Below are 20767 nucleotides of genomic sequence, written 5' to 3'. Positions count from 1 at the left end.
TTCATGTTTGTCGATTCCCACTGCCACCTGACTTTTCCCGAACTGTCGTCGCAATTGCCCGCCGTACTGCAGGCCATGCAGGCGGCATCGGTCGACCGGGCCCTGTGCATCTGCACCACCCTGGAAGAATTCGAGGCCGTACGCGATCTGACAGAACGACACGTCAACCTCTGGGGCACCATCGGCGTGCATCCGGACAACGAAGGCGTTCGCGAACCCACCGTCGAGGCCCTGGTGGCAGGCGCGCAACACCCGCGGGTGGTGGCCATCGGGGAAACCGGCCTCGATTACTACCGGCTGGGGAGCCGGACAGTGGATGAGATGGTCTGGCAGCGCGAGCGTTTCCGGGTCCACATCCGGGCGGCGCGCCAGATGGATCTGCCCTTGGTCATCCATACCCGCAGCGCTTCGGCGGACACCTTGGACATTCTGAAACAGGAGGGCGGTTTTTCCAGGGCCGACAGCGGATTGCCTCGAGCGCGAGGGGTGTTTCACTGTTTCACGGAAAGCGCCGAAGTGGCTCGTGCTGCGCTGGACCTGGGTTTCTACATTTCGTTTTCGGGGATTCTGACCTTCCGCAACGCCGCCGAACTGCGGGATGTGGCGCGCATGGTGCCACTGGACCGTTGCCTGATCGAAACCGACAGCCCTTACCTGGCCCCCGTGCCTTACCGCGGGAAAATCAACTTGCCAGCTTATGTACCCTTCGTGGCCCGGCAGCTGGCCGAAATCCAGGGCGTATCGGTGGAAGAAGTGGCCGCTGCGACCAGCCGGAATTTTGAACAGCTGTTCAGCAAGACGACTCTGTAGCCTGAAACCCCACACGTCATGGATCCGAAACCGTGTTCGCCATGCGCCCTCAAAGCCTCTCAAACAACTTGAAAAATATCATTCAACTCTTTGTTTTTTCAAGTTTTTTGCTTTTTCAAATGCCCGCCGTTGGACAATCGGGTTCTTACGAGCAGTTCTTCGTCGCCATCCAGCGGGACGACGTTCGAACCTTGGAGCGGCTGGGTCGCCTGGGCTTTGACTTCAACACGCCGAGTCCCGAATTGGAGCCACCGCTGTTCCTGGCGATCAGCCAGGGATCGCTGCGTGTGGCCCGATTCCTGATCGGACGGCCCGAGGTCAACGTGGATGCCCGTGGCAGCACCGACGAAAACCCGCTCATGATGGCCGCCCTCAGAGGGCATCTGGATCTGGTAGAGGCGCTGATAGCGCGGCGAGCCCAAGTCAACAAACCGGGCTGGACACCGCTGCACTACGCGGCCACGCACAAAGGGCCCAACGCGCCAGCCATCACCCGCTTGCTGCTGGAGCACCATGCGTTCATCGATGCCGAGTCGCCCAACCGCACCACGCCGTTGATGATGGCCGCGCACTACGGCCATCCCATGGTCGTTCGCATGTTGCTGGAAGAAGGCGCCGACCCGCTGGCCCGCAATCAGCAGGGCTTGACGGCCATCGATTTCGCCCACCGGGCCGGCCGCCCAGACATGGCTGAACTGATTGCCTCATTCGTGCGGGGGAGCCTGCCCGCCGGCACCTGGTAGGCGATGCCTGCATCCGCCTTACGTGCAATTACTTAAACACAGGCAGGGCATTTGCGGTTCCAATGCTAAGCTGAAATCGATACAGCAGGAGACCGCATGTGGAGTAGAGATTACCGCGACATCGTGGGCGGACTGGCGATGCTGGCCATCGGGCTCTTCGTCGCGTGGCACGCCTATCAGGAATACGACATCGGCCAGCTCAACCGCATGGGGCCGGGCTTTTTTCCGGTCAGCTTGGGTATTTTGCTCGCCATACTCGGCCTGCTCATTACCATCCCCGCCTTGCTGAGAAAAGGTTCGCCCGTCAAGGTCGAAGTCAAAACGCTGGTGCTGGTCACGCTCAGCATCGGCCTTTTTGCCCTGCTGCTCAAGCCACTGGGCATCGTGTTCGCCACGATCGTGACGGTACTGACTTCCTCTCTCGCAGATCGCCAAATTTCCTGGAAAGGTCGCGTGGCGGTGGCCCTCGGGGTGGCCGCCATCACCTGGGGGGTCTTCATCCAGGGGCTGAGCATGGTGTTGCCGGTCTGGCCCTGGAGCCCTTGAGCCCGGAGTCCACAACAGATAGTCCCCATCCCCCCACACGAATAAAGACTCAGAGACATGGACATCGCCAACGGACTCTTGCTTGGCCTGCAATCGGCCCTGCAACCCACCACCTTGCTCTACTGCTTCATCGGCGTCTTCCTGGGAACGCTGATCGGCGTGCTGCCCGGCATCGGGGCATTGGCCACCATCTCGTTGCTGCTGCCCATCACGTACCACATCCCGCCTACGGCTGCCATCGTGATGCTCGCGGGGGTCTACTACGGCGCCCAATACGGCGGCTCCACCGCTTCGATTCTGCTCAACCTTCCGGGCACACCCTCATCGGCGGTGGCCTGCCTGGACGGGTATCCCATGGCGAAGCAGGGCCGGGCAGGCGTGGCTCTGTTCATGACGACGATTGCCTCCTTCGTCGGCTCCATGCTGGGCATTCTGGTGCTGGTGATGTTCTCGCCAGTCATCGCGGAGCTCGGCCTGCAGTTTGGCCCAGCCGAATACTTCGCCATGATGCTGCTCGGCCTGGTCGCAGCGTCCACCCTGGCATCCGGCTCTGCCCTCAAGGGGCTGGCGATGGTGGTGCTCGGTCTGGTGCTCGGTACGGTGGGCACGGACGTGAACTCCGGTGTGGCGCGCTTCGACTTCCGCATCCCCGAACTCATGGACGGGATCAACCTGGTGGCCCTGGCCATGGGCCTGTTCGGTATCGCGGAAGTGATTTCCTCCATCAACAACACGACTGAATCCAAGGTCAAGGAAAAAATCACCTTTCGCTCCATGACGCCGACGCGCAAGGACTGGAAGGAGTCGGTATTCCCGATGCTCCGTGGAACGGGCATCGGCAGTTTCTTCGGCGCCTTGCCCGGTACAGGTTCCAGCATCGCCTCGTTCATGTCGTACGCGGTCGAGAAAAAGGTGTCGAAGGACCCGGGCAAGTTCGGCAAGGGGGCCATCGAAGGCATTACCGCCCCCGAATCGGCCAACAACGCCGCTGCGCAGACCGCCTTCGTGCCCACGCTGTCGCTCGGCATTCCGGGCGATGCGGTGATGGCGCTGATGCTGGGTGCGCTCATCATCCATGGCATTCAGCCCGGTCCGCTGCTGATGACCCAGCAGCCCGACCTGTTCTGGGGCCTGATCGTGAGCTTCGGCATCGGCAACATCATGCTCATGATCCTGAACCTGCCCCTGATCGGCATCTGGGTGGCCATCCTGCGCATTCCCTACAACGTGCTGTATCCCGCCATTCTGGTGTTCATCTCCCTCGGGGTGTACAGCGTCAACAACAACACGTTCGACGTCTATATGGTGGCCTTGCTGGGGGTGTTCGGCTATGCGCTGGCCGTGCTCAAGTTCGAGGTCGCGCCCTTGCTCCTGGGCTTTGTGCTGGGGCCGATGATGGAGGAAAACCTGCGCCGTGCCTTGCTGCTGTCCCGTGGCGACATGATGACCTTCATCGAGCGCCCGATCAGTGCCGGCTTCCTGGCCGTCGGTGCCGCGCTGGTCCTATGGACTGCCTACGCCTCGTTCAAACGTGCCCTCAAGGGCCGGGAACGCCGCATGGATGAACAGGCGAACGATTGATCCCGGCGGCGGCCCTAGGCGGCCATGCCCTGGTGCCGCAGCAGAGCGTCGATGGAAGGCTCACGCCCCCGGAAGGCCTTGAACGACTCCATGGCCGGTCGGCTGCCGCCGGTTTCGAGAATGGCTTGACGGTAGCGGCGGCCGGTCGGCACGTCGAGTGTGGTGCCCGAGCGTTGGGCCGCTTCCTCGAAGGCAGCGTAAGCGTCGGCGCTCAGCACCTCGGCCCACTTGTAGCTGTAGTAGCCTGCTGCATAGCCCCCGGCGAAGATGTGGCTGAACGTGTGGGGCATGCGGTTGTAGCCCGGTGGTTGGATCACCGCAACTTCGTCGCGGACCTGTTGGAGCAAGCCCATGAAGTCCACGCCGTCGGCATTCTTCGGGGCGTCGTGGCTGTGCAGCAGCATGTCGAACAGGGCAAACTCAATCTGGCGCAGGGTTTGCAGGCCACTCTGGTGGTTCTTGGCGGCGAGCATTTTGTCGAACAGCTCGCGGGGCAGCGGCTCGCCGGTGTCCACATGGGCGGTCATCTGTTTGAGCACGTCCCACTCCCAGCAAAAGTTTTCCATGAATTGGCTGGGCAATTCCACCGCGTCCCATTCCACGCCGCTGATGCCGCTGACGTCGCGTTCGTTGACCTGTGTGAGCAGGTGGTGCAGACCGTGGCCGAATTCGTGGAAGAGGGTGATCACGTCGTCATGCGTGAGCAGGGGCGGCTTGCCATTGACGCCTTCGGCGAAATTGCAGACCAGATGAGCCACCGGGGTTTGGAGCGAGGCGCCGTCGGGACGCAGCCAACGGGCACGCACGTCGTCCATCCAGGCGCCGCCACGCTTGCCGTTGCGTGCGCCGAGGTCCAGATAGAACTGCCCCACGAGTTCAGGGGCGCCGTCGCCTGGACGGCTGGGCGTGCGTTCGATGCGGAAGAACTGCACCCCCGGGTGCCAGACGGGGGCCGTATCGGGGCGGATGCTCACCTCGAACAGGGTTTCGACGATATGGAAGAGGCCTTGCAGCACCCGGGGGGCGGTGAAGTAGGGTTTGACCTCCTGTTCGCTGTAGGCATAGCGGGCTTGGCGCAGTTGCTCACCGATGTAGGCCCAGTCCCAGGCCTGCGGGTCATGCAGGCCCAGGTGTGCGGCGGCATAAGCGCGCATGTCTGCCAGGTCCTGTTCGGCGTAGGGCCGGGCCTTGGCAGCCAGCTCGCGCAAGAAACGAATCACTTGCTCGGCCGATTCAGCCATTTTGGGCACCAGGGACATGGTGGCGAAGTCCCGGTAGCCCAGCAACTCAGCCTCTTCCTGACGCAGGGCGAGAATTTCGCGGATGAGCGATGTGTTGTCGTATTTCACCGCTGCGCCCTCGGCTTGGTCGCTGGCACGGGTGGTGTAGGCCCGGTAGAGGCGCTCGCGCAACGCGCGGTTGTGACCGAACTGCATCACTGGCAGGTAGCAGGGCAATTTCAGTGTCAGCTTGTGACCAGTTTGCCCCTCGGCCTCGGCGGCCGCCCGGGTGGCGGCCAGCACATCGTCGGGAACACCATCGAGCTCTTCGGCGGTGGCGAAATAGGCGTAGGTGTCGGTGGCATCCAGCGTGTTTTCGCTGAATTTCTGGCTCAGTTCGGCCAGGCGCTCCTGGATGGCGGCAAAGCGTTCCTTGGCCGCGCCCTGTAGTTCGGCCCCGCCGAGCACGAAGCCGAGCAGGGCATTTTCCCGTGCCCGGGCCTGCTCGGGTGTCAGGCGTGTCGGGTCCATCGCCTTGTATTTGGCGTACAGCCGTTCATCGGCGCCCAGCCGCGTCCAGAATTCGGTGACCTGAGGCAGGGCCGCGTTGTAGGCGGCGCGCAGCTCCGGGGTATCGGCCACGGCGTTGAGGTGACTGACGGCACCCCAGGCTCGACTCAGACGTTCGGTGGCCACGTCGAGGACCGCGGCCATGCGCGGCCACTCGGCCGGGAAGTCCTCAGCCGTCACCGTTTCCAGGGCTTCGTTGGCAGTGGCCAGTAGGGCCTCGACCGCAGGAACCACGTGTTCGGGCCGGATGGCGTCGAAGCGCGGCAGGTCGGAGAAGTCGAGCAGGGGGTTGGTGGCCTGCAGGGCGGACGTTTCGGTGGCTGTAGTGGCGTTCATCTGGGGCACTTGGGGCTGGTGTGTTCGGTTTGCAAGGCTAGCGCGTGCAAAGCAACCCCGCGGCCGGCAGGGCCAGGCCACAGGGCCGCACAGGTCACTTCTGGGAGGTCTTCTTCACGCTTTTGGGCTTGGGTTTCTTGGCGCGCTTGATCAAGCCGCCAGGCGTCAGGCGTTCGTTGCCCAGCACGCGCACCATCTTCACCTCGGGGCGCTGGCCGCCCTTCTTGCTGTACTTCAGGATCTTGACATCGCGCGGGCCCGGCATGCGGTCTTCGTCAACGGCCTTTTCCTTCTCGGGAATGGGTCGCCAGAGCACCAACAGCTTGCCGATGTGCTGGATGGGTGCGGCGCCGAGTTCGTCGGCGAGCGTTTGGAGGTAGCTCTCGCGCTCGGTGCGGTCGTCGGAGAAGACGCGCACCTTGATCAGACCGTGGGCCTTTAGAGCGGCGTCCACTTCTTTCTTGACGGCGGGGGTCAGGCCGTCACCGCCGATGAGGACGACAGGGTCGAGATGATGAGCATCCGCACGGTGGACCTTGCGCTGGGCGGGGGTGAGTTCGATTTGAGCCATCTGCCGATTATCCGGCATACCCCTGTTGAAAGGGGCTGCGCTACATTGCCAGCATGGATGCCCCTGTTCCTCGCCATGTGCTGCCCGTGCTGGTATTCGCCCAGTTCGCCGGCACATCCCTGTGGTTTGCCGTCAGCGCCGTGATGCCCGACCTGCAACGCGAACTGGGCTGGCTTATAGTCGGAGCCGCATGAAGGTCAAAACACAGAGCAAGAAGGTCAACAAGGCCTGGCTGAACCAGCACGTCAACGATCCGTGGGTCAAACTGGCCCAGAAGGAAGGTTATCGCGCGCGTGCGGCCTACAAGCTCAAGGAGATCGATGAGACCTTCCACTTGATCCGTCCCGGTCAGTGTGTGGTGGATCTGGGTTGTGCCCCCGGCGCGTGGAGCCAGTACCTGCGCCGCCGACTTTCGCCCGAGGGCGCGGCTGCCGGCGCGCTCAACGGGGCCATCGTGGGGCTGGATGTGTTGCCCATGGAGCCGATCGAAGGGGTGCATTTCATTCAAGGCGATTTCCGCGAAGCATCGGTGCTGGCGCAACTGGAGGCCGCCCTGCGCCGCCCCGACGGCAGCTCTCGGCCGGTCGATGTGGTGGTGTCGGACATGGCGCCCAATTTGTCGGGTGTCGAGTCGGTGGACGCGGCCCGGGTCGAACACCTGGTCGAGCTCGCGGTGGACTTTGCCCGGCAGCATCTGAAAAAGGACGGCGCTCTGGTGGTCAAACTCTTTCATGGCAGCGGCTACGATGGTCTGGTCCGGCTGTTCCGAGCAACCTTCCGGTTGGTCAAACCCCTGAAGCCCAAAGCGTCGCGCGACAAATCGTCGGAAACCTTTTTGGTGGGAATCGGTCTGAAGTAGCGCCCCAATCGGTTTTTTCTATCCATGTCATGCATATGGATGAGTTGCCCGAACGGGTATGGTGTCTTGAAGGACCTAAAATGGGTGCCATGTCAAGGTCAGTGATTACGAGCAGGAGCCTTTCTTGAACAACCAGTGGTTTTCCAAAGTTGCGGTGTGGATGGTGATCGCCATGGTGCTGTTCACCGTCTTCAAGCAATTCGACGGGCGCACCACGGCCGGCGCCGGCTACATACCCTATTCCGAGTTTCTCAATGAGGTCAAGGCCCAGCGCATCAAGAGTGCCACCATCCAGGAAGGCTCCAGCGGCACCGAGATCATTGCCATCACGACCGACGACCGGCGCGTGCGCACCAACGCCACCTATCTGGATCGCGGTCTCATTGGCGACCTGATCGCCAATGACGTGAAATTCGATGTCCGCCCCCGCGAGGAAGGGTCGTTGCTGATGACCTTGCTGGTGAGCTGGGGGCCGATGTTGCTGCTGATCGGGGTGTGGATCTACTTCATGCGCCAGATGCAGGGCGGCGGCAAGGGCGGTGCTTTCAGCTTCGGCAAGAGCAAGGCCCGCATGCTGGATGAAAACGCGAACACCGTGACCTTTGCCGACGTGGCCGGCTGCGACGAGGCCAAGGAAGAAGTCAAGGAGGTCGTGGACTTCCTGAAGGATCCCGCCAAGTTCCAGAAGCTGGGGGGGCGTATTCCGCGTGGTCTGCTGCTGGTCGGTCCTCCCGGCACCGGTAAAACACTGCTGGCCAAGTCCATCGCGGGCGAGGCCAAGGTCCCGTTTTTCAGCATCTCGGGCTCGGACTTCGTCGAAATGTTCGTCGGCGTGGGTGCGGCGCGCGTGCGCGACATGTTCGAACAAGCCAAGAAGAATGCGCCCTGCATCATCTTCATCGACGAGATCGACGCCGTCGGCCGCCAGCGTGGCGCAGGCCTGGGCGGTGGCAACGACGAGCGTGAGCAGACACTCAACCAGATGCTGGTCGAGATGGACGGTTTCGAGACCAATCTCGGCGTCATCGTGATCGCGGCCACCAACCGGCCCGACATCCTGGACGCTGCGCTGCTGCGCCCGGGCCGCTTCGACCGCCAGGTCTATGTGACGCTGCCCGACATCCGCGGACGCGAGCAGATCCTGAAGGTGCACATGCGCAAGATACCGATCGGCCCCGACGTCAGCCCGGAGATCATCGCCCGTGGCACCCCCGGCATGAGCGGTGCGGACCTGGCCAACCTGTGCAACGAGGCCGCCCTGATGGCTGCGCGCCGCAACGCCCGCGTGGTGGAGATGCAGGACTTCGAGAAGGCCAAGGACAAGATCCTGATGGGCCCCGAGCGCAAGTCCATGGTCATGCCCGAGGAGGAACGCCGCAACACCGCGTACCACGAGGCGGGCCACGCGCTCATCGGCAAACTGCTGCCCAAGTGCGACCCGGTGCACAAGGTCACCATCATTCCGCGCGGCCGCGCGCTGGGCGTGACCATGAGCCTGCCCGAAAAGGACCGCTACAGCTACGACAAAGAGTACATGCTCAACCAGATCAGCATGCTGTTCGGCGGCCGCATCGCGGAGGAGGTGTTCATGAATCAGATGACCACAGGCGCCAGCAACGACTTCGAGCGGGCCACGCAGATCGCCCGCGACATGGTGATGCGTTACGGCATGTCGGAGCGGCTGGGGCCCATGGTCTACGCCGAGAACGAGGGGGAGGTCTTCCTCGGCCGCTCGATCACCAAGACCACGCACATGAGCGAGGAGACCATGCGGCAGGTCGATGCCGAGGTGCGGCGCATCATCGACGAACAGTACGCGCTGGCGCGCCGCCTGATCGAGGAAAACGCCGACAAGATGCACGCCATGGCCAAGGCCCTGCTGGAGTGGGAAACCATCGACAGCGAGCAGATCGACGACATCATGGCCGGCCGGCCGCCGCGTCCGCCAAAAGATTACACGCCGCGCAACCCCAGTGCCGGAGGGGGCGACAGTGGCGGAGCTCCTGAGGTGAAGTCCGATCCTGCTCCCACGGCCGCCTGATCGGTCGTGGTGAGGCATCCTGGGGCCTGACGGGCCCCTTTTTCATGTGACACGCGCCATGCAGACCCGTTGGCAGACCACCCGTTTTTCCATCGACCTCAGCGCCCCGGTGTTGATGGGCATCCTCAACGTCACGCCCGATTCGTTTTCGGATGGAGGGCGCTTCCTGGCACCTGCCGATGCGTTGAAACAGGCCGAGCAACTGGTCCGAGATGGAGCCGGCATCCTCGATGTCGGGGCCGAGTCCACCCGGCCAGGGGCTCCTCCGTTGCCGTTGCAGGATGAATTGGAGCGGCTGGTGCCGGTGCTGCGCGAGCTGGTGAAGTGGCAGGTGCCGGTGTCGGTGGATACCTACAAGCCCGAAGTGATGCAGGCGTGTCTGGATCTGGGTGTGGACATCATCAACGATGTCTGGGCTCTGAGACGCGAAGGTGTGCAGGGCCTCACAGGTGAAGCCGTGGTGGCGCAACATGGCCGCTGTGGCGTGTGTTTGATGCATATGCACCTGGAGCCGCAGACCATGCAGATCGCGCCGATGGAGGGTGATGCGGTGCCTGCGGTGACGGCGTTTCTGGCCGAGCGCGCAGGGCGACTGCGGGCACTGGGGGTGGATCCCTCGCGCTTGGTGCTGGACTACGGAATCGGTTTCGGTAAGACGGTTGCGCAGAACTTCGCGTTGCTCGCTCGGCAGCGGGACATCCTGGCGCTGGGCTATCCCTTGCTGGTTGGGTGGTCGCGCAAGTCGTCGCTCGGTCAGGTCACGGGACGCACATCGGCACCAGACCGGGTGCTGGCCAGCGTCACGGCTGCGGTGTTGGCGGCGGAGCGAGGGGCCCGCGTGCTGCGTGTGCACGATGTGGCAGCGACCGCTGAAGCCTTGAAGGTGTGGCAGGCCATGACCGAGCAGGAGGGATAATCCTGCCCTGCATTGCAACCACCCATCGTATTCATGAAGCGACAGTATTTCGGCACCGACGGCATCAGGGGAACCGTCGGGCAAGCTCCTATCACACCCGATTTCGTCCTGCGCCTGGCACATGCGGTCGGGCGTGTGCTCAAACAATCCGAACCCCATCCGGTGGTGCTGATTGGCAAAGACACCCGGATTTCGGGCTATATGCTGGAGTCGGCGCTGGAGTCCGGGTTCAACTCGGCGGGTGTGGACGTGGTGCTGCTCGGGCCCGTGCCCACGCCAGCGGTGGCCTACCTCACGCGGGCCCAGCGCGCTTCGCTGGGCGTGGTCATCTCTGCCAGCCACAACCCCTTTCCCGACAACGGCATCAAATTCTTCAACGCCCAAGGCGCCAAGCTGCCCGACGAATGGGAGCTGGCGGTCGAAGCGGCCTTGGCCGAGCCTCCCCTATGGGCGGATTCCGCGCACTTGGGCAAGACGCGCCGCCTCGACGACGCCGCCGGCCGCTACATCGAGTTCTGCAAGAGCACGTTTGGCAGCGATCTGTCCCTGCGAGGACAGAGGATCGTCGTCGATGCGGCCCATGGCGCGGCCTATCACATCGCGCCCAAGGTATTCCATGAGCTGGGCGCCGAGGTCATCGAGATTGGCTGCCAACCTGACGGCTTCAACATCAATCAAAACGTCGGCGCGACCCACCCCGAGGCCTTGATCGCGGCTGTTCTGGCTCATGGTGCAGACGTGGGCATTGCGCTGGACGGGGATGCCGATCGGCTGCAAATGGTGGATGCCACGGGCCGTCTGTTCAATGGCGACGAGCTGCTTTACCTGCTCGCCGATGACCGCCTGGGCCGCGATGAGGTGGTGCCTGGTGTCGTCGGCACGCTCATGACCAACATGGCGGTGGAGCTCGCCCTGCAGGCCAAAGGGGTGAAATTCGTCCGGGCCAAGGTGGGCGATCGCTATGTGCTGGAGGCGCTGCACCAGCATCGCTGGCAGCTGGGCGGCGAAGGCTCGGGGCATCTGCTCATACTCGATCGTCAGACCACGGGGGATGCCATCGTGTCGGCTCTGCAGGTGTTGCAGGCCTGCGCTCGCAGTGGGCAGACCATGTCCGAATTGCTGCGTGGGGTGGAGCTTTACCCGCAGGTGCTCATCAATGTGCGTTTGCGGCCTGGTCAGGCCTGGCAAGACAACGCCGCTTTGCACAGCCTGATCCGGGAGGCCGAATCCGACCTGGGCCAGACGGGTAGGGTGCTCATCCGTGCCAGTGGCACCGAGCCGCTGCTTCGTGTCATGGTCGAAGCTCGCGATGCGGACCTTGCTCACCGATGGGCCGAGCGTCTGGCCGAGGCAGCCGCGGCATGAGCACTTTGTGCATCGTCGAGGCGGATTATCACGATCCGCGACACGCCCGTGCCATCGTGGATGTGCTCGATGCCTACGCCCGCGATCCGGCCGGTGGCGGTGAGGGGTTGAGTGCGTCCGTCAAGCAGCGTCTGGTGGGCGAGCTGGCGCGCCGCCCACAGGCATTCAGCGTGCTGGCCTTCGATGGCGATGAGCCGGTGGGGCTGGTCAATGCCATCGAAGGGTTTTCTACCTTCAAATGCCGTCCACTGGTCAACGTCCACGACGTGGCGGTGCTGCCCAGCCATCGAGGCCAACGCATTGCCGAGCGCATGCTGGAGGTGGTCGAGACGCTGGCCCGGGCGCGGGGAGCCTGCAAGCTCACCCTCGAGGTTCTCGAGGGTAACCTCCCAGCGGTGCGGCTGTACCAGCGCATCGGCTTCGAGGGCTACCAGCTCGATCCCGCCATGGGGTATGCCCGCTTCATGCAAAAGTGGCTTTGAGACCATACCAGACCACCACCACTTGGCGCCACGTTCATCTTGGCGTAACCTACGCTGGCCATGCAGCCATCTTTTGTGAATGAGGTGCCTTCGCCGTCACGGCGCTTTCTATTGAAGTTTGCTCTCGGGCTGCCTGTGACGGCGCTGTGGGTAGGCCCGGTTGGCGCTCAGCCTGCGTCGGCGGCGGCCGAAGAAGCCAAGGCGCCGCCACTGCCTGCCCTGGGCTCGGTGCTGCGCGTCCCCCCGGTGACGCTGCTGGACGGGCAGTCCTTCGACGCTTCGAGCCGGGGGCGGCCGCTGCTCATCTATTGGTGGGCCAGTATCTGCCCGTTTTGTGCCCTGCAGAGCCCGAGCATGGAGGCATTTTGGCGCCGGCATCGAGACCGCATCGATTTTCTGGGTCTCTCCATCGACCGGAATGCCGACTTGGCCAGTCAGTACATGCGCAGCCGGGGATACACCTTTCCGTCGGCCTGGACCAGCCCGCAATGGCGGCAACATTTTCCGAAACCTCGGGGGCTGCCCATCACCCTGCTGTTGGACGCAGCAGGCCGTGTGCTCGCAGCCGAAAGTGGGCAGATGTTTCCTGAAGACATCGAGGCCTTGGCCGATCTCATTGCCTGAATCAGGCCCCGATGTGACCAGATTTTCATCAAGATGACATATTCAGACTTTCGGGTTGTTCAATAATCGGGGGATACCGAACCGCACAAAAACGATCCGAATGAGCGCCCACCCCCCCATCAAAAGCGGATTTCTCGACCGGGACCAGAGCATTCTCGCTTTCAACGAGCGCGTGCTGGACTGGGCTCGAAGGCCAGACGTCCCCTTGCTGGAGCGCTTGCGTTATTTGGCCATCGTATCGTCGAACCTGGACGAATTCTTCGAGGTTCGCTTCGCCCCCCACTTGGCTGCCTTCCAGACCAACGAGCAGCGTGGCGCAGTCAATGCCCAGACCTTCCGCGAGGTGGCTTCCAAAGTCCACGACCTGGTGGCACAGCAGTACGCCATCTACAACGACGAGCTCTTGCCCGCGCTGCAAAAGCGCGGCATCCAGGTTGTGGCCCACTCCGAACGCAACGCCGCGCAGCGCCGCTGGGTGAAGGAGTATTTCACCCAAGAGGTGCAGCCATTGCTGCTGCCGATCGGGCTGGACCCGTCGCATCCTTTCCCCCAGGTCGCCAACAAATCGCTCAATTTCATCGTGAGGCTTGCCGGGCGGGACGCCTTTGGCCGGGAAAACGAGGTGGCCATCGTCAAGGTGCCCCGCGCCTTGCCGCGTTATGCCCGCATACCCGGGCAGCGCCATTCCAAGACGATGTATTTCGCTTCGATTTCCAGCATCATCCGTTCGCATCTGAATGACCTGTTTCCTGGCCGTACCGTCACCGAGTTCTCGCAGTTCCGGGTGACTCGGCATTCCGATCTGGCGCTGGACGAGGAGGAGGTGAAAAACCTGCGCACCGCCATGCGGCTGGGCTTGCAACAGCGCCACTACGGCCAAGCCTTGCGCCTGGAAGTGTCGGCCGGCTGCTCGGACTTCCTCTCCGACTTCCTGCTGCAACAGTTCAATCTCCCGCCCGAAACGCTGTTCCGTGTGCCTGGCCCGGTCAATCTGGTGCGCCTGAACCAGCTCATCGACCGGATCGAAGCCCCTGCGCTGCGTTTCCAACCCTACCAACCGGGGTGGCCGGTCCAGCTCACGCCGGGGCAGTCGTTCTTCGAGCGGCTGAAAAAAGGCGACGTGCTGATCCACCAGCCCTACGAAAGCTTTGACGCCGTGCTCGCGTTTCTTCGCGAAGCCGTGGAGGACCCGGACGTTCTGGCCATCAAGCAGACCATCTACCGTACCGGCTCCAAGGGCGAGATGGTCGAACTGCTGCGTGAAGCGGTGCGGCGAGGCAAGGAGGTCACCGCAGTGGTGGAGCTCAAGGCACGTTTCGATGAGGAGGCCAACATCAACCAGGCGGAGCGGCTGGAGTCGGTGGGGGCGCAAGTGGTGTATGGCATCGTGGGGCTCAAGACCCATGCCAAGATGTTGCTGGTGACCCGCCGAGAAGAGGGCCGCATCGTGCGTTACGCCCACGTCTCGACCGGCAACTACAACCCTGGCACGGCGCGGCTTTACACCGATGTCAGCTACCTCACCGCCGACGAAGCGCTGACCAGCGATCTGGAACAGGTGTTTCTCCATCTGGCCAGCCAGAACCGGCTGCCCAAGCTGAACAAGGTTCTGGTCGCACCATTTCACTTGCACAAAGGCCTGCTCGAGCGCATCGATGCCACGGTGGCGGCGGCCAAGGCTGGGGAGGAGGCACGCATCATCCTCAAAATGAACGCGCTCACGGATGAACCCCTGGCTCGCGCTCTGGCGAATGCTTCCCAGCAGGGGGTTCAGGTGGATGCGATCGTGCGCGGCGCCTGTATTCTGCCGGCCGGGGTGCCCGGCTTTACCGAACGGGTGCACATCCGCTCCATCATTGGCAGGTTTTTGGAGCATTCCCGGGTGTTCTATTTCCGCATGGGCAGCCAGGAGGAGCTCTGGTTGTCCAGCGCTGACTGGATGAACCGCAACATGTTGCGCCGCATCGAGCTGGCCTGGCCCGTGACCGACGCGGCGCTGCGGCACCGCTTGATGGACGAATGCATACACCAGTACCTGCAGGATGCACGGGATGCCTGGCTGCTGCAGCCTGATGGCGCTTACGTCAAGGCCGCCGCCCAAAGTGGCAGAGGGCGCAACGCTTTGCATTCGGCACAGGCGGCCCTGATGGGGCGGCATGGGAGTAAAGGGTGATGATGGATCTGATCTTGTGGCGGCACGCTGAGGCCGAAGACTTGGAGGAAACCGACGAAGGCGGTGGAGCGGGGGCAGACCTGTCACGCCGCCTCACGGCCAAAGGCGAGCGACAGGCCAGCCGCATGGCCGCTTGGCTCGACCGGCAGTTGCCCGAGGGGGTGCGCGTTTATTCCAGCCCTGCCGTGCGGGCCGAGCAAACGGTGATCGCCTTGGGGCGCAAATACAAAGCCCGCGAAGAGCTGCGCCCCGACGCGGGGGTGGACGAACTGCTCGAGTTGGTCCAATGGCCTCATGGCAAGCAGCCGGTGCTCGTCGTCGGGCACCAGCCCACCCTGGGCCGGACCGTCGCGCGGTTGTTGGGGTTCAGTGAACCGGAATGCTCGATCCGCAAAGGCGCGGTGTGGTGGCTGCGTCAGCGCGAGCGCAACGGCCAGATGCAGACGGTCATTCTCACCGTCCAGACGCCCGAACTGCTTTAGCGCAGGTCCAGCACCAGCCGCCACTCGGTCTTCTGCCAAGCCAAGGCTTCTTCTTCCAGCAACCACGCCGACTGGGGAAACCGTTTCGCCCAGCCTGGCACGGCCGTCAGTTTGAATTGGCGTGGCTTGTATTGGAAGCGCAGCGCGGCAATGTCCGGGTCTTTGCGGGCATGGCAGAGCACGACGGCCAGACGCAGGCTGATGAGCTGTTTGACAAACAGCTCATCCGACAGATTGCCCTCCAGTTTTCTCAGCTTGCCACGCTGGCCCAGCACCAATTGACTCATCCGATGCAGCTCGGGCAAGGAAAAACCCGGCGCATCCACATGGTCCAAAATGTAGGCGCCATGACGGTGGGCGTTGGCATGCGAGATGTGGGTTCCGATTTCATGCAGGCGTGCGGCCCAGTCCAATTTCTGCGAATACCGACCATTGAGCGGATCCGCATTCGCAATTTGAGCGAACAATTGCGTGGCCACGGCCGATACCCGTGCCCCCTGGGCCTTGTCGGTGGTGAAACGCTCGGCCAGCCAGCGCACGGTGCGTTCCCGCACGTCGGTCTGGTCGTTGTCCCGGTCAATCAGGTCGTACAGCGCTCCTTGGCGCAAAGCCCCCAGCGCGCGATGAATGGACTCCATCTCAAAGAGTTCGAAGAGCGCGTGCAGCACGCTCACCCCCCCGGCGAGCACGGGACGGCGGTCGTCTTTGAGGCCCTCCAGCCGGAGGTCTTCTGTATTGCCAGCGCGCAACATCCGCTCGGTCATCCAATCCAGACCGGGTTTGGTGATCATGCCTGCGGGGAAACCGTGGATGCCCAGGATCTCCGCCACCGCTCCCATGGTGCCCGATGAGCCGTATGCCACATGCCACTCGCTGGGGGGAAAAGTCTCCAAGGCTTCGTCGAGCACCGCCTTGGCCGCGATGACGGCGGTTTTGAGCATGGCAGGGGTGAACTGTCCGCGCGGGAAATAACGGGTTGACCAGGCGACGCTGCCCAGTCGGTACGACTCCATGCGCATGGGTGTGTAGCCTTGGCCAAGTATCACCTCGGTGGACCGCCCGCCGATGTCGATCACCAACCGGCGTTCGTCAGACTGCGGCAAGAGGTGTGAAACACCCTGATAGATCAATCGCGCTTCCTCGTGGCCAGAGATCACATCGATTGAAAACCCCAGTATCTGTTGCGCCTTGCGCAAAAAGTCGTCTCGGTTGCGGGCTTCGCGCAGCGTTTGGGTGGCCACGGCGCGCACCTGGTTCTTCTTGAAGCCTTGCAGGCGCTCCGCGAAGCGGGCCAGGCATTCCCAGCCTCGCTCCATGGCAACGAGGCTGAGGTTTTTGTTTTCATCGAGCCCGCTGCCCTGGCGGATGACCTCCTTGAGGTACTCCACCCGTTCGATGTGGCCCGAGTCGTAGCGTCCGATTTCAAGGCGAAAGCTGTTGGACCCGAGGTCCACTGCTGCCAGCAAGGTTCCGTTTTGCATGCCGCTCCATCACTTGAAGGGCGCTCAGCATACCACCGAAGCGGGGCCATTCAGGGGTATTCAAGCGGTGGAAATCGAGTGTCGGGCGCCTTTTCAATGAATTGTCACAGAAGTGTCACAGAAGCCTCCTACAGTCGCCGATGTCCCTTCCAACCTTCCTTCAAGAGGAATTCGATGAAACGCACCTTTTTGAAAACCATTGCCGCTGCAGCGTTGTCCGTGGCCACCATCGGCTTCAGCCATGTCGCCATGGCCGCCGACATCACCGGTGCTGGCGCTACATTCCCGTTCCCGATCTATGCCAAGTGGGCCGAAGCCTACAAGGCACAGACGGGCGTCGGTCTGAACTACCAGTCCATCGGCTCCTCTGGCGGCATCCGTCAGATTCGCGCCAAAACCGTGGCTTTCGGTGCGACCGACGCCCCTTTGTCCGGTGAAGAGCTGGAGCGCGATGGCATGGTGCAGTTTCCGGCGATCATCGGTGGCACCGTACCGGTCTTCAACTTGCAGGGTTTTGCCCAGGGTGAAGTCCGCATCACCGGCCCCGTGCTGGCCGAGATGTTCATGGGCAAGATCACCAACTGGAACGACCCCAAAATCGCCGCGCTGAACCCGGGCAAGACCTTCCCGAACCAGGCGATTACCGTGGTACACCGTGCCGACGGCTCCGGAACCACCTTCAACTGGACGGATTACCTCTCTGCGGTCAGCAAGGAGTGGGCTGACACCGTGGGCAAGGGTGCCTCCGTGAAGTGGCCTGCCCCGTCCTCGATCGGCGGCCGTGGTAACGAAGGCGTGGCCGCCAACGTGCAGCGCACCCGCGGCGCCATCGGCTACGTGGAATACGCCTACGCCAAGAAGAACAACATCCCCTACATGGCTGTGCAGAACGCGGCAGGCAATTTCGTGCGCCCTGACGAAACCACTTTCGCCGCTGCCGCCGCCGGCGTGGACTGGTTCAGCGTGCCGGGCATGGGTGTGTCCATGGTCAACCCCCAGGGCGCCAACTCCTGGCCCATCAGCACCGCCTCGTTCATCCTGATGTACAAGGAGCCCGCCAACGTGGCCGAGAGCAACGAGGTGTTGAAGTTCTTCGACTGGGCATTCAAGAATGGCCAGAAGATGGCCCTCGAACTGGACTATGTGCCCCTGCCCGACAGTCTGACCAACGACATCCGTACCAAGGTGTGGTCTCAGATCAAACGCTGATCGTTCACTGAACGCTTGTATCCTCACCCGTCGGTCCTGCTTAGCGGCCGACGGGTGTTGACATGAAAAGGCATCCCAAATGGCGACAGGCGATCTCCCCATGTCCACCAAGGCATCCATGAGCAACGAAGACATGTCACACGAGACGGGTTCTGCCCGCATGGTGGCCATAGCCAGGCGCCAGCAGGTGCAGGACTTCTTCTTTCACCGTGTCACCCAACTGTTTTCCCTGATGGTGCTGGTTGCTCTGGTCGGCATCATCGTGTCCTTGTTCATGAATGCCTGGCCAGCATTCAAGGCGTTCGGCGTGCAATTCCTCTGGACCGTCCAGTGGGACGTGGTGAACGAGGAATTCGGGGCCGCCATGGCCATCGTGGGCACGCTGCTGACGGCCGGCATCGCCATGGTGATCGCGGTGCCGCTGGCCTTTGGTATTGCCCTGTTTCTCACCGAAACTTGCCCGGTGTGGCTGCGGCGCCCGCTGGGAACGGCGGTGGAGTTGCTGGCGGCTGTGCCATCCATCATCTACGGCATGTTCGGTCTGTTCGTGTTCGCGCCGCTGTTTGCTGACTATTTCCAGGTGCCCCTGCAACAGGTGCTGGGCGGCATGCCGATCATCGGCTCGCTTTTCGGCGGTGTGACCAACGGGCTGGGCATTCTCGCCGCCGGCATGATCCTGGCCTTCATGGTGCTGCCTTTCGTGGCGGCGGTGATGCGCGACGTCTTCGAGATCGTCCCCCCCATCCTGCGCGAGTCGGCCTACGGTCTGGGCTGTACCACCTGGGAGGTGGTGCGCAAGGTGGTGCTGCCGTACACCCAGAAGGGCGTGATTGGTGGCGTGATGCTCGGTCTTGGCCGCGCGCTGGGCGAAACCATGGCTGTGACCTTTGTGATCGGCAACGCCAATCGCATGCCCACCTCGCTGTTCTCGCCAGGCACCTCCATCGCTTCCGTGTTGGCCAACGAATTCGGCGAAGCGTTCGATATGCACATGCACACGCTGTTTGCCTTGGGTTTCCTGCTCTTTGGGATCACCTTCGTCGTGCTCGCTCTTGCCAAGATTTTGGTCAACCGTGCTGAAAAGGCCAAAGGGGTCTGAGATGGAATTCAATCAATCGCTCTACAACCGTCGGCGGCGCAGCAACGCCATTGGCCTGTTTCTGTCGATGACGGCCATGGCACTGGGCTTGACCGTGCTGCTGTGGATCCTCTACGTGCTGTTCTACAACGGCTTTGCGGCCATCGACTGGGCCATGTTCACGCAGGACACGCCCGCTCCGGGTACCGAAGGAGGCGGCCTGCGCAATGCGATCGTGGGCAGCGCGTTGCTGGTGGGGCTGTCGGTGCTGGTGTCCACGCCGATCGGCATCCTGGCCGGGGTGTACCTGGCCGAGTATGGCGACACCAGCAAGACGGCCGAAATCACCCGTTTCGTGACCGACATCATGCTGTCGGCTCCATCGATCGTGCTGGGCCTGTTCGTGTATGCCATCGCGGTCGCGACGGTAGGCAATTTTTCGGGTTACGCCGGCAGTCTGGCCTTGTCATTGATTGCCGTTCCGGTGGTGGTGCGCACCACCGAGAACATGCTGCGCCTGGTGCCGGGCAGCCTGCGCGAGGCGGCTTTCGCCCTTGGTGCCCCGCGCTGGAAGGTGGCCACCATGGTCACCTTGCGGGCCGCCAAGGCCGGCGTGATCACCGGTGTGCTGCTGGCCATCGCCCGCATCAGCGGCGAGACCGCGCCGCTGCTCTTCACCGCGCTCAACAACCAGTTCTTCACCACCGACATGAGCGGTCCCATGGCCAACCTGCCGGTCTGGATCTACCAGATGGCCATGAGTCCGTTCGACAACTGGAACCGTCTGGCCTGGGGCGGCGCCTTGATCATCACCATGACCGTGCTGGTCCTCAACATCATCGCCCGCGTGCTGTTCCGTGAAAAAGTCAGCGCCTGACCCAAGCTCACACAGGAAATCATCATGACTGAAACGGGTATCGCTCAAAAAAACGCCATCGAGGTGCGCAACCTCAACTTCTTCTACGGCAAGTTCCAGGGCCTCAAGGATGTGAACCTCGACATCGTCGAGCGCAAGGTCACGGCGTTCATTGGCCCTTCGGGCTGCGGCAAGTCCACGCTGCTGCGCACGCTCAACCGCATGTACAGCCTCTACCCGGGGCAGCGCGCCGAAGGGCAGATCAATTTCTACGGCCAGAACATCCTCGACGACAAGCAGGATGTGAACCTGCTGCGTGCCCGCATCGGCATGGTGTTTCAGAAACCCACGCCGTTTCCCATGACGATCTACGACAACATCGCCTTCGGGGTGAAGCTGTACGAGAATCTGAGTCGCTCCGAGATGGACGACCGTGTGGAATGGGCCCTGACCAAGGCCGCGCTGTGGAACGAGGTCAAGGACAAGCTCAACCAGAACGGCCTGAGCCTGTCGGGTGGTCAGCAACAGCGTCTGTGCATCGCGCGCAGCGTGGCGGTGAAGCCTTCGGTGTTGCTGCTGGATGAACCGACGTCTGCACTGGATCCGATTTCCACGGGTAAAGTGGAGGAGCTGGTGCACGAGCTCAAGCAGGACTACACCATCGCGATCGTCACGCACAACATGCAGCAGGCCGCCCGCTGCAGCGACTACACCGCCTACATGTACCTGGGAGAGCTCGTGGAATACGGTGCCACCGAGCAGATTTTCTTCAAGCCCAAGCGCACCGAGACCGAAGACTACATCACAGGAAGGTTTGGTTGACC

20 protein-coding genes are annotated in these 20767 nt (G+C 62.6%); 17 read left to right on the top strand and 3 right to left on the bottom strand.

Features of this window, described 5'->3' with window-relative positions:
• The first annotated feature begins 3 nt into the window (after nucleotides 1–3).
• From HZS63_RS11340 to HZS63_RS11325, 4 genes are all read left to right on the top strand, one after another.
• Nucleotides 4–810 (top strand): TatD family hydrolase, encoded by an 807-nt coding sequence (locus HZS63_RS11340; protein ID WP_180684140.1) that lies wholly within the window; start codon nucleotides 4–6, stop codon nucleotides 808–810.
• A 119-nt stretch (nucleotides 811–929) separates the two neighbouring features.
• A complete protein-coding gene (locus HZS63_RS11335; protein ID WP_246316318.1) occupies nucleotides 930–1553 on the top strand; it encodes an ankyrin repeat domain-containing protein in 624 nt (207 codons plus the stop codon).
• 96 nt (nucleotides 1554–1649) lie between these two features.
• On the top strand, nucleotides 1650–2099 hold the full coding sequence (locus HZS63_RS11330; RefSeq protein ID WP_180684138.1) for a tripartite tricarboxylate transporter TctB family protein: 450 nt from the start codon (nucleotides 1650–1652) through the stop codon (nucleotides 2097–2099).
• Nucleotides 2100–2156: 57 nt separating this feature from the next.
• Nucleotides 2157–3680, top strand: a complete 1524-nt coding sequence (locus HZS63_RS11325; protein ID WP_180684137.1) for a tripartite tricarboxylate transporter permease — start codon at nucleotides 2157–2159, stop codon at nucleotides 3678–3680.
• Between the two features lie 14 nt (nucleotides 3681–3694).
• Here HZS63_RS11325 and HZS63_RS11320 read toward each other — a convergent pair whose 3' ends face one another.
• Both HZS63_RS11320 and HZS63_RS11315 read right to left on the bottom strand, forming a co-directional pair.
• A complete protein-coding gene (locus HZS63_RS11320; RefSeq protein WP_180684136.1) occupies nucleotides 3695–5806 on the bottom strand; it encodes a M3 family metallopeptidase in 2112 nt (703 codons plus the stop codon).
• Between the two features lie 94 nt (nucleotides 5807–5900).
• On the bottom strand, nucleotides 5901–6377 hold the full coding sequence (locus HZS63_RS11315) for a YhbY family RNA-binding protein (protein WP_180684135.1): 477 nt from the start codon (nucleotides 6375–6377) through the stop codon (nucleotides 5901–5903).
• Between the two features lie 53 nt (nucleotides 6378–6430).
• Between HZS63_RS11315 and HZS63_RS11310 the strand changes: the two genes are divergently transcribed.
• The 9 genes from HZS63_RS11310 (at nucleotide 6431) to HZS63_RS11270 (ending at nucleotide 15319) form a co-directional block, all read left to right on the top strand.
• Nucleotides 6431–6571, top strand: coding sequence for a hypothetical protein (locus HZS63_RS11310; protein ID WP_425505955.1), 141 nt, complete (start codon nucleotides 6431–6433; stop codon nucleotides 6569–6571).
• Nucleotides 6568–7236, top strand: coding sequence for an RlmE family RNA methyltransferase (locus tag HZS63_RS11305; RefSeq protein ID WP_180684134.1), 669 nt, complete (start codon nucleotides 6568–6570; stop codon nucleotides 7234–7236). Before HZS63_RS11310 ends, HZS63_RS11305 begins: the two co-directional genes overlap by 4 nt.
• Nucleotides 7237–7360: 124 nt before the next feature.
• A complete protein-coding gene (gene ftsH, locus HZS63_RS11300; RefSeq protein ID WP_180684133.1) occupies nucleotides 7361–9277 on the top strand; it encodes an ATP-dependent zinc metalloprotease FtsH in 1917 nt (638 codons plus the stop codon).
• A gap of 58 nt (nucleotides 9278–9335) precedes the next feature.
• Entirely contained in the window at nucleotides 9336–10193 is an 858-nt protein-coding gene (folP, locus tag HZS63_RS11295) for a dihydropteroate synthase (RefSeq protein ID WP_180684132.1), read from the top strand.
• 33 nt (nucleotides 10194–10226) lie between these two features.
• Nucleotides 10227–11558 (top strand): phosphoglucosamine mutase, encoded by a 1332-nt coding sequence (glmM, locus tag HZS63_RS11290; RefSeq protein ID WP_180684131.1) that lies wholly within the window; start codon nucleotides 10227–10229, stop codon nucleotides 11556–11558.
• Nucleotides 11555–12040, top strand: a complete 486-nt coding sequence (locus HZS63_RS11285) for a GNAT family N-acetyltransferase (RefSeq protein WP_180684130.1) — start codon at nucleotides 11555–11557, stop codon at nucleotides 12038–12040. The genes glmM and HZS63_RS11285 overlap by 4 nt, the downstream gene beginning before the upstream one ends.
• Nucleotides 12041–12100: 60 nt before the next feature.
• Entirely contained in the window at nucleotides 12101–12664 is a 564-nt protein-coding gene (locus HZS63_RS11280; protein ID WP_180684129.1) for a TlpA family protein disulfide reductase, read from the top strand.
• 100 nt (nucleotides 12665–12764) lie between these two features.
• Nucleotides 12765–14837, top strand: coding sequence for a polyphosphate kinase 1 (ppk1, locus tag HZS63_RS11275; RefSeq protein ID WP_180684128.1), 2073 nt, complete (start codon nucleotides 12765–12767; stop codon nucleotides 14835–14837).
• Nucleotides 14838–14839: 2 nt separating this feature from the next.
• A complete protein-coding gene (locus tag HZS63_RS11270; RefSeq protein WP_180684163.1) occupies nucleotides 14840–15319 on the top strand; it encodes a SixA phosphatase family protein in 480 nt (159 codons plus the stop codon).
• On the opposite strand, the gene HZS63_RS11265 is transcribed toward HZS63_RS11270, so the two are convergent.
• The gene (locus tag HZS63_RS11265; protein ID WP_180684127.1) at nucleotides 15316–16800 is read right to left on the bottom strand and encodes a Ppx/GppA phosphatase family protein; all 1485 of its coding nucleotides are present in this window, start codon (nucleotides 16798–16800) and stop codon (nucleotides 15316–15318) included. The genes HZS63_RS11270 and HZS63_RS11265 overlap by 4 nt on opposite strands.
• A gap of 174 nt (nucleotides 16801–16974) precedes the next feature.
• On the opposite strand from HZS63_RS11265, the gene pstS reads away from it, so the two are divergent.
• The 4 genes from pstS to pstB all read left to right on the top strand — a co-directional run bounded on the left by pstS (nucleotide 16975) and on the right by pstB (nucleotide 20765).
• Nucleotides 16975–18009, top strand: a complete 1035-nt coding sequence (pstS, locus tag HZS63_RS11260; RefSeq protein ID WP_180684126.1) for a phosphate ABC transporter substrate-binding protein PstS — start codon at nucleotides 16975–16977, stop codon at nucleotides 18007–18009.
• Between the two features lie 100 nt (nucleotides 18010–18109).
• On the top strand, nucleotides 18110–19108 hold the full coding sequence (gene pstC / locus HZS63_RS11255) for a phosphate ABC transporter permease subunit PstC (RefSeq protein WP_246316317.1): 999 nt from the start codon (nucleotides 18110–18112) through the stop codon (nucleotides 19106–19108).
• A 1-nt stretch (nucleotide 19109) separates the two neighbouring features.
• Nucleotides 19110–19964: a phosphate ABC transporter permease PstA gene (pstA, locus tag HZS63_RS11250; RefSeq protein WP_180684125.1), complete on the top strand. Its 855-nt coding sequence runs from the start codon at nucleotides 19110–19112 to the stop codon at nucleotides 19962–19964.
• 24 nt (nucleotides 19965–19988) lie between these two features.
• A complete protein-coding gene (gene pstB / locus HZS63_RS11245; RefSeq protein ID WP_180684124.1) occupies nucleotides 19989–20765 on the top strand; it encodes a phosphate ABC transporter ATP-binding protein PstB in 777 nt (258 codons plus the stop codon).
• Nucleotides 20766–20767 lie beyond the last annotated feature (2 nt).

The sequence above is a fragment of the Tepidicella baoligensis genome (genome assembly GCF_013432195.1).
GTDB classification, from domain to species: Bacteria; Pseudomonadota; Gammaproteobacteria; order Burkholderiales; family Burkholderiaceae_C; genus Tepidicella; species Tepidicella baoligensis.
This window is presented reverse-complemented; position numbering and strand designations above follow the sequence as displayed.

Excerpts from the sequence above, each read along its gene's own strand:
- HZS63_RS11340 (WP_180684140.1), top strand. The coding sequence starts at position 4 with ATGTTTGTCGATTCCCACTGCCACCTGACTTTTCCCGAACTGTCGTCG.
- HZS63_RS11335 (WP_246316318.1), top strand. The coding sequence starts at position 930 with ATGCCCGCCGTTGGACAATCGGGTTCTTACGAGCAGTTCTTCGTCGCC.
- HZS63_RS11330 (WP_180684138.1), top strand. The coding sequence starts at position 1,650 with ATGTGGAGTAGAGATTACCGCGACATCGTGGGCGGACTGGCGATGCTG.
- HZS63_RS11325 (WP_180684137.1), top strand. The coding sequence starts at position 2,157 with ATGGACATCGCCAACGGACTCTTGCTTGGCCTGCAATCGGCCCTGCAA.
- HZS63_RS11320 (WP_180684136.1), bottom strand. The coding sequence starts at position 5,806 with ATGAACGCCACTACAGCCACCGAAACGTCCGCCCTGCAGGCCACCAAC.
- HZS63_RS11315 (WP_180684135.1), bottom strand. The coding sequence starts at position 6,377 with ATGGCTCAAATCGAACTCACCCCCGCCCAGCGCAAGGTCCACCGTGCG.
- HZS63_RS11310 (WP_425505955.1), top strand. The coding sequence starts at position 6,431 with ATGGATGCCCCTGTTCCTCGCCATGTGCTGCCCGTGCTGGTATTCGCC.
- HZS63_RS11305 (WP_180684134.1), top strand. The coding sequence starts at position 6,568 with ATGAAGGTCAAAACACAGAGCAAGAAGGTCAACAAGGCCTGGCTGAAC.
- folP (WP_180684132.1), top strand. The coding sequence starts at position 9,336 with ATGCAGACCCGTTGGCAGACCACCCGTTTTTCCATCGACCTCAGCGCC.
- glmM (WP_180684131.1), top strand. The coding sequence starts at position 10,227 with ATGAAGCGACAGTATTTCGGCACCGACGGCATCAGGGGAACCGTCGGG.
- HZS63_RS11285 (WP_180684130.1), top strand. The coding sequence starts at position 11,555 with ATGAGCACTTTGTGCATCGTCGAGGCGGATTATCACGATCCGCGACAC.
- HZS63_RS11280 (WP_180684129.1), top strand. The coding sequence starts at position 12,101 with ATGCAGCCATCTTTTGTGAATGAGGTGCCTTCGCCGTCACGGCGCTTT.
- ppk1 (WP_180684128.1), top strand. The coding sequence starts at position 12,765 with ATGAGCGCCCACCCCCCCATCAAAAGCGGATTTCTCGACCGGGACCAG.
- HZS63_RS11270 (WP_180684163.1), top strand. The coding sequence starts at position 14,840 with ATGGATCTGATCTTGTGGCGGCACGCTGAGGCCGAAGACTTGGAGGAA.
- HZS63_RS11265 (WP_180684127.1), bottom strand. The coding sequence starts at position 16,800 with ATGCAAAACGGAACCTTGCTGGCAGCAGTGGACCTCGGGTCCAACAGC.
- pstS (WP_180684126.1), top strand. The coding sequence starts at position 16,975 with ATGAAACGCACCTTTTTGAAAACCATTGCCGCTGCAGCGTTGTCCGTG.
- pstC (WP_246316317.1), top strand. The coding sequence starts at position 18,110 with ATGTCCACCAAGGCATCCATGAGCAACGAAGACATGTCACACGAGACG.
- pstA (WP_180684125.1), top strand. The coding sequence starts at position 19,110 with ATGGAATTCAATCAATCGCTCTACAACCGTCGGCGGCGCAGCAACGCC.
- pstB (WP_180684124.1), top strand. The coding sequence starts at position 19,989 with ATGACTGAAACGGGTATCGCTCAAAAAAACGCCATCGAGGTGCGCAAC.